The 6774-nt window shown below is 68.2% G+C and carries 5 protein-coding genes; 4 read left to right on the top strand and 1 reads right to left on the bottom strand.

The features are described 5' to 3' along the window. Positions 1-220: 220 nt before the first annotated feature. The gene (locus tag FKP22_RS16695) at positions 221-2080 is read right to left on the bottom strand and encodes an ABC transporter ATP-binding protein (RefSeq protein ID WP_141288588.1); all 1860 of its coding nucleotides are present in this window, start codon (positions 2078-2080) and stop codon (positions 221-223) included. A 219-nt stretch (positions 2081-2299) separates the two neighbouring features. Between FKP22_RS16695 and FKP22_RS16700 the strand changes: the two genes are divergently transcribed. The 4 genes from FKP22_RS16700 to FKP22_RS16715 form a co-directional block, all read left to right on the top strand. Beyond that, the gene (locus FKP22_RS16700; protein WP_141288584.1) at positions 2300-3979 is read left to right on the top strand and encodes an ABC transporter substrate-binding protein; all 1680 of its coding nucleotides are present in this window, start codon (positions 2300-2302) and stop codon (positions 3977-3979) included. A gap of 14 nt (positions 3980-3993) precedes the next feature. After that, the gene (locus FKP22_RS16705; RefSeq protein WP_141288585.1) at positions 3994-5016 is read left to right on the top strand and encodes an ABC transporter permease; all 1023 of its coding nucleotides are present in this window, start codon (positions 3994-3996) and stop codon (positions 5014-5016) included. Then, the gene (locus FKP22_RS16710; RefSeq protein WP_141288586.1) at positions 5013-5984 is read left to right on the top strand and encodes an ABC transporter permease; all 972 of its coding nucleotides are present in this window, start codon (positions 5013-5015) and stop codon (positions 5982-5984) included. The genes FKP22_RS16705 and FKP22_RS16710 overlap by 4 nt, the downstream gene beginning before the upstream one ends. Beyond that, positions 5977-6774: ABC transporter ATP-binding protein (locus tag FKP22_RS16715; protein ID WP_141288587.1), on the top strand; the 798-nt coding region annotated here is incomplete at its 3' end. The genes FKP22_RS16710 and FKP22_RS16715, both read left to right, overlap by 8 nt.

Consider the following 6774-nt stretch of genomic DNA (forward strand, 5'->3'; position numbering starts at 1 on the left):
TGCGCGCGCCCGCGGCCCACGCCCATTGCCTCCGCCACTGCCCCTGCCCCTGCCACTGCGATCCCATGCGGTCCCCCTGCATTCGTTGGCCAGCGGCGGGCGCCGCACAGCCCACCGAAGCTACCAGCGGCACGCGAAGCGGACAACGTCAAAGCTGGTGATGCCCCTAGAAGCAAGCCGGCACGTTAGAGGGACAGTGGCACCGCGAGGCGCGGATTCTTCAGGCGGCCGCGACCGCGTCCTCATCGGTCTCGCCCAGGAAGCCGCCGCTCTGGTGGGCCCACAGCCGCGCATACAGCCCGCCCTTGAGCAGCAGCGCCTGGTGGCTGCCTTCCTCGACCACGCGGCCGGCGTCCATCACGATGAGGCGGTCCATCGCGGCGATGGTGGACAGGCGGTGCGCGATGGCGACGACCGTCTTGCCTTCCATCAGCTTGTACAGGCTTTGCTGGATGGCGACTTCGACCTCGCTGTCCAACGCGCTGGTGGCTTCGTCCAGCAACAGCACCGGCGCATCCTTCAGCATCACGCGGGCAATGGCAATGCGCTGGCGCTGGCCGCCGGAGAGCTTCACCCCACGCTCGCCGACCTGCGCGTCGTAGCCGTGGCGGCCCTTGGGGTCCGTCAGCGTGGCGATGAAGGACTCGGCCTCGGCACGCTGGGCAGCGGCGCGCATCGCGTCGTCACCGGCATCGGGCCGGCCGTAGAGGATGTTCTCGCGCACCGAGCGGTGCAGCAGCGAGGTGTCCTGCGTTACCATGCCGACCTGGGCGCGCAGGCTGTCCTGCGTGACGTGGGCGATGTCCTGGCCGTCGATCAGCACGCGGCCCTGCTGCACGTCATGGAAGCGCAGCAGCAGGCTCAGCACGGTGCTCTTGCCGGCGCCGGAGCGGCCCACCAGGCCGATCTTCTCACCAGGGCGGATGGTGAGGTTCAGCCGGTCCACCACCGGCTTGCCCGCAGTGGCCTCGCCGTAGTGGAAGCTCACGTCCTCGAAGCGGACTTCGCCGGCATGCACCTGCAGTGGCTTGGCTTCAGGCGCGTCCACCACACGCCGCGCGCGGGCCAGCGTGCCAATGCCGTCCTGCACCGTGCCGACGTGCTCGAACAGCGCGGCCATCTCCCACATGATCCAGTGCGAAATGCCGTTGAGCCGCAGCGCCATCGCGGTGGCGGCGGCGACCGCGCCCACGCCGACCGCGCTGTCCGTCCAGCGCCAGAGTGCAACGCCGGCCACGCCCAGGATCAGCAGCACGCTGAGCATGTGGATGACGATCTCGAACCAGCTGACCAGGCGCATCTGCGCGTGCACCGTGCCCAGGAATTCCTGCATCGCGCCGCGGGCATGCGCGGCCTCGCGCTTGTCGTGCGCAAACAGCTTGACGGTGGCGATGTTGGTGTACGCATCTGTGATGCGGCCGGTCATCAGCGAGCGCGCGTCGGCCTGGCTTTGGCCGACCTTCGCGAGCCGCGGCACGAAGAAGCGCATCGCGATCAGGTACAGCCCCAGCCAGACGCCCAGCGGCACCAGCATCCAGTGGTCGAAGCCACCGACCACCGCCATCAGCGTGACGAAGTAGATGATGATGAAGACCAGGATGTCGCAAAGTGTCATCCATACATCGCGCGCGGCGAGCGCCGTCTGCATCACCTTCGCGGCAATGCGGCCGGCGAACTCGTCCTGGTAGAAGGCCATGCTCTGGCCCAGCATCAGGCGGTGGAAGTTCCAGCGCAGGCGCATCGGGAAATTGCCGGCCAGCGCCTGGTGCTTGAACATGGTCTGCAAGGCAACCGCCAGGCCGCTGCCCACCAGCACCGCGGCCACCGCCAGCAAATTCCCACCCTCGCGCGCCCACAGCTGGGACGGCGGAATGGCCGAGAGCCAGTCCACCAGCCGGCCCAGCATCGCAAACAACCAGGCCTCGAACACGCCGATCAAGGCAGTGAACAGCGTCATGCCTGCGATGTAGGGCCGCGTGCCTTCGGTGGCAGCCCACAGGAAAGGCCAGAAACCCGCAGGCGGGCGCTCAGGCTCGGCGGCGGGAAAGGGGTCGACAAGGGCTTCGAAACGGGCGAACAAGGACAAGAACGGATTCCCTTCGGCATTCGGCCAGACATGATGACAGGCAGCACGCCAGACTTGGCGTGCTGACGGCGAGGACCTGCCAGTGTCGCCGCAGGCGAGCGACCGGCACGGTATGCAAATTGCTGATGTCACTGGCGGCGAGCCATTGCACCGCCGAATTCACACCCAGACTCGCCAGCTGGCACCGTTGTACCGCCTTGCACCCCGTTGTTCATGACGATCTACAAGAATTCCCCCCGGATCCGATCCACCTTGGTGCTGCTGGCAGCCCTGCCGCTGGGCATGGCCTGGGCCGGCAGCCCCGGCCCGAACGACCCGCACCGGGGCGGCAAGCTGCGGCTGATGTCCACCGCCGGCGCCGGCACCATCGACCCGCACATCAACTACACGCTGCAGTTCGCGCAGATTTTCCAGGGCGTGTATGACGGCCTGGTGGCCTTCAAGAAAGCGCCTGACGCGCAGGCCTTCACCATCGTGCCGGATCTGGCCGAGGCCCTGCCGGCGCCCGAGAACGGCGGCAAGCGCTATGTCTTCAAGCTGCGCCGGGGCATCAAGTTCTCCGATGGGCGCGAGCTGACGGCCAATGACGTGGCCGCCTCGTTTCGCCGCATCTTCAAGGTCTCCGGACCCACGGCAGGCAGCTTCTACAACGGCATCGTCGGTGCCGATGCCTGCCTGAAGACCCCCGCCAGCTGCACGCTGGCCGGCGGCGTGGTGGCCGATGCCAAGGCCGGCACCGTCACGCTCAATCTGGTGGCGCCGGACGCCGAGATCTTCTACAAGCTGGCCGTGCCGCACGCCTTCATCGTGCCGGCCGATGCGCCCGCCAAGGACGTGGGCGTGAACCCGCTGCCCGGCACCGGGGCCTACAAGATCGTCAGCTACGACCCGAAGAAGCAGCTCAAGCTGTTGCGCAACCCGCAGTTCAAGCCCTGGAGCGACGAGGCCCAGCCCGACGGCTACGTGGACGAGGTGGACTACGACTTCGGCCTGAACGATGAAGACCAGGTCACCGCCATTGCCAACGGCCAGGGCGACTGGATGTTCAACCCGCTGCCGGCCGACCGCCTGGGCGAGCTGAGCAGCAAATACGCCAAGCAGCTGCACGTGTCGCCGCTGACGGCCATGTTCTACCTGCCGATGAACACCCGCATCGCGCCCTTCAACAACCTGCAGGCGCGCCAGGCCGTGAACCTGGCCATCGACCGCAACGCGCTGGTCAAGATCTACGGCGGCAGCAACCTGGCCACCGCCAGCTGCCAGGTGCTGCCGCCGCAGTTCGCCGGCTACGAAGCCTACTGTCCTTACACGAAGAACCCCGGCAGCAAGTGGACCGCACCCGACCTGGCGCGCGCCAAGGACCTGGTCAAAGCCTCCGGCACCGCCGGCCAGAAGGTGACCTTGCTGACCGAGGACACCGCCGTCGGCAAGCAGATCGGCACCTATGTGCTCAGCGTGCTCAACGACCTGGGTTACCAGGCCTCGCTGAAGGTGCTGGCGCTAGGGGTGGAGTTCACCTACATCCAGAACACGCAGAACAAGGTGCAGATCTCGTACAGCAACTGGTATCAGGACTATCCGGCGCCCTCGAACTTCCTCAACGTGCTGTTCTCCTGCGGCAGCTTCCATGAGGGCAGCGATGCGTCCATCAACATCTCCGGCCTGTGCGACAAAGGCCTGGACGCCGACTTGAACAAGGCCATGAGTGTGGGCGTGACCGACCCGGCCGCCGCCGCCAAGCTGTGGGCCGCCATCGACCGCAAGGTGACCGACCTGGCTCCGGTGGCGGTGATGTTCAACCCCAAGCAGCTGGACTTCGTCTCCAAGCGCGTGGGGGGCTACCAGTTCAGCGGGCAGTTCTACTTCCTCTGGAACCAGGCCTGGGTGCGCTGAAGGCGGTACGGCGAATGCAAGCGGATGTGCCCGCCGGCGGGATGACGCCGGGCTTGTGGCGGGTGGCGCTCGCACGTCTGCTGGCCGACCGCAGCGCGCTGGTGGCCGGCGCCTTGCTGCTGCTGGTGCTGCTGGCTTGCGCGGCCGCGCCGCTCTATGCCGAGCGCATGGCGCATGCCGATCCGTTTCGCTCCAACATCAGCGGCCAGGTCATGCTGGACGGCCAGCTGCGCGATGTGATCGAGGCGTCCACCGAAGGCCTGGGGCTGGGCCAGACGCCCATCGGCCCGACCTGGCAGCCCAGTGCCTACCTGCTGGGGGCAGACAACCAGGGCCGCGACGTGGCCGCGCGCCTGCTCTACGGCGGCCGCGCCTCGCTGCTGATTGCCTGCGGGGCCACGCTGCTGAGCCTGTCGCTGGGCGCCCTGCTGGGCATCGTGGCAGGCTATTTCGGCGGCGTGGTGGACTGGCTGCTTTCGCGGGTGCTGGATGTGCTGTGGGCCTTTCCGGTCTACCTGCTGGCGATCTCCTTGTCCATCGTCACCATCGGCAGCGGGCTGCACCTGGGGCCGCTGCGCATCGAGGCTGACAGCCTGTGGCTGCCGGCGCTGATCATCGGCCTGGTCTACCTGCCGTATGTGGCCCGCCCGGTGCGGGCGCAAGCCCTGGCGCTGCGCCGCAGCGATTTCGTGCATGCGGCCATCGGCCTGGGCGTGCCCACGCACCGCATCCTGCGGGTGGACATCCTGCCCAATGTGGCCACCACGCTGATCGTCTTCGTGCCGCTGATGATGGCGCTCAACATGCTGACCGAGTCCGCGCTGTCCTTCCTGTCCATCGGCGTGCAGGCGCCCAACGCGAGCTGGGGCACCATCATCCAGGACGGGCTCTCGCTGCTCTACACACGACCCATGGTGGCGCTGGCGCCCGGCGTTGCCATCGTGATCACCGTCGTGGCGCTGAACCTGCTGGGCGACGCGCTGCGTGACGCGCTGGACCCACGGGCCACCTTCAGGGTCAAAGGGGGCGGGGCATGACACTGGCCATCCTGCGGCGCCTGGGCCAGATGCTGTTCGTGATGGCGGGCATCAGCATCCTGACCTTCGCGATCTTCTTCGCCACGCCGGGCGCCGACCCCTCGGCGCGCATTGCCGGGCGCAATGCCTCGCCCGAGACGCTGGCCGCCGTGCGGCACGACTTCGGCTTCGACCAGCCCATGGCCGTGCAATACGGGCTGCTGATGAAGCGGCTGTTCATCACCGGCGAGCTGACCTCCTTCGTCAACCGCGGCGAACAGGTGCTGCCCGAGATCGCGGCGGCCATGCCGGTCACCTTGTCGCTGGTGGGCGGCGCGGCGCTGCTGTGGCTGCTGGGCAGCGTGCTGATGGGCCTGGTCGCGGCGGCCCACCGCGGCCGCTGGCCCGACAAGCTGCTGATGGTGCTGGGCCTGGTCGGCATCTCCATGCCGGTCTACTGGCTGGGCTCGGTGGTCAACCTCGTCACCCAGAGCCGCTGGCATGACACCTGGCTGTTCAGCTGGGTGCCGCCGCTGGGCTACGTGCCCTTCAGCCAAAGCCCGCTGGGCTGGCTGCTGTGCCTGGTCTTTCCCTGCCTGACGCTCTCGGTGCTCTACATGGGCTTGTACGGCCGGGTGCTGCGCGCGGCGCTGATCGAGGCCGGGCAGGAGGACTACATCCGCACCGCCCGCGCCAAGGGCCTGAGCCCGCGCCGGGTGCTGCTGGCACATGCGCTGCGTACCTCGCTGATCAGCGTGGTCACGCTCTTCGGGCTGGACTTCGGCGCGCTGGTGGGCGGCGGCGCGCTGCTGACCGAGGTCGTGTTCGGCCTGCCCGGCATCGGCAAGCTGACCTACGACTCGCTGCAGACCCTGGACCTGCCGGTGATCATGGCCACGGTGATGTACGCCTCCTTCTTCGTCGTCGCGGCCAATGCGCTGGTGGACGTGGCCTATGCCTTCATCGACCCGCGGGTGCGCGATGCCTGAGCCCAGCCTTGAACCGCTGCTGTCCGTGCGCGACCTGCGCGTGAGCTTCCGGTCCGCGCAAGGCCGGGTGCGCGCGGTGGACGGCGTCTCCTTCGAGCTCTCGGCCGGCGAGATCCTGGGCGTGGTGGGCGAGTCCGGCTCGGGCAAGTCGGTCACGCTGATGAGCCTGCTGGGGCTGATCGACAACCCGAACGTGGAGATCGAAGGTTCGGTGCGCTTTCGCGGGCGCGAGCTGATCGGCCTGTCCGCAGGCGAGCTGCAGTCGGTGCGGGGCCGCGAGATCGCCTACGTGTTCCAGGACCCGATGACCGCGCTGACGCCGGTCTGGCGCGTGGGCTGGCAGATCGTCGAGCAGCTGCGCGCGCACACCGATCTTTCGCAGGCCGCGGCGCGAGCCCGCGCCATCGAGCTGCTGGCCGCCGTGGGCATGCCCAGCCCGGCGCAGCAGTTCGAGCGCTACCCGCACGAGCTTTCCGGCGGCATGCGCCAGCGCGCGGTGATCGCCATGGCCTTGAGCTGCAACCCTGCCGTGCTGATCGCCGACGAGCCCACCACCGCGCTGGACGTGACGGTGCAGGCACAGATCCTGGGCCTGATCCACCGGCTACGCGAGCAGTTCGGCTCGGCGGTGCTGCTGGTCACGCACGACATGGGCGTGGTGGCCGAAACAGCCGACCGGGTGATGGTGATGTATGCCGGCCGGGTGGTGGAACAAGGCAGCGCGGCTGAGCTGTTCGACACGCCCTGGCACCCCTACACCTGGGGCCTGCTGGGCTCGATTCCGCCGCTG

The organism is Ideonella azotifigens, assembly GCF_006519715.1.
Classification (GTDB): Bacteria; Pseudomonadota; Gammaproteobacteria; order Burkholderiales; family Burkholderiaceae_C; genus Ideonella; species Ideonella azotifigens.

Coding starts and splice junctions, on each gene's coding strand:
- FKP22_RS16700 (WP_141288584.1), top strand. CDS start 2,300: ATGACGATCTACAAGAATTCCCCCCGGATCCGATCCACCTTGGTGCTG.
- FKP22_RS16705 (WP_141288585.1), top strand. CDS start 3,994: ATGCAAGCGGATGTGCCCGCCGGCGGGATGACGCCGGGCTTGTGGCGG.
- FKP22_RS16710 (WP_141288586.1), top strand. CDS start 5,013: ATGACACTGGCCATCCTGCGGCGCCTGGGCCAGATGCTGTTCGTGATG.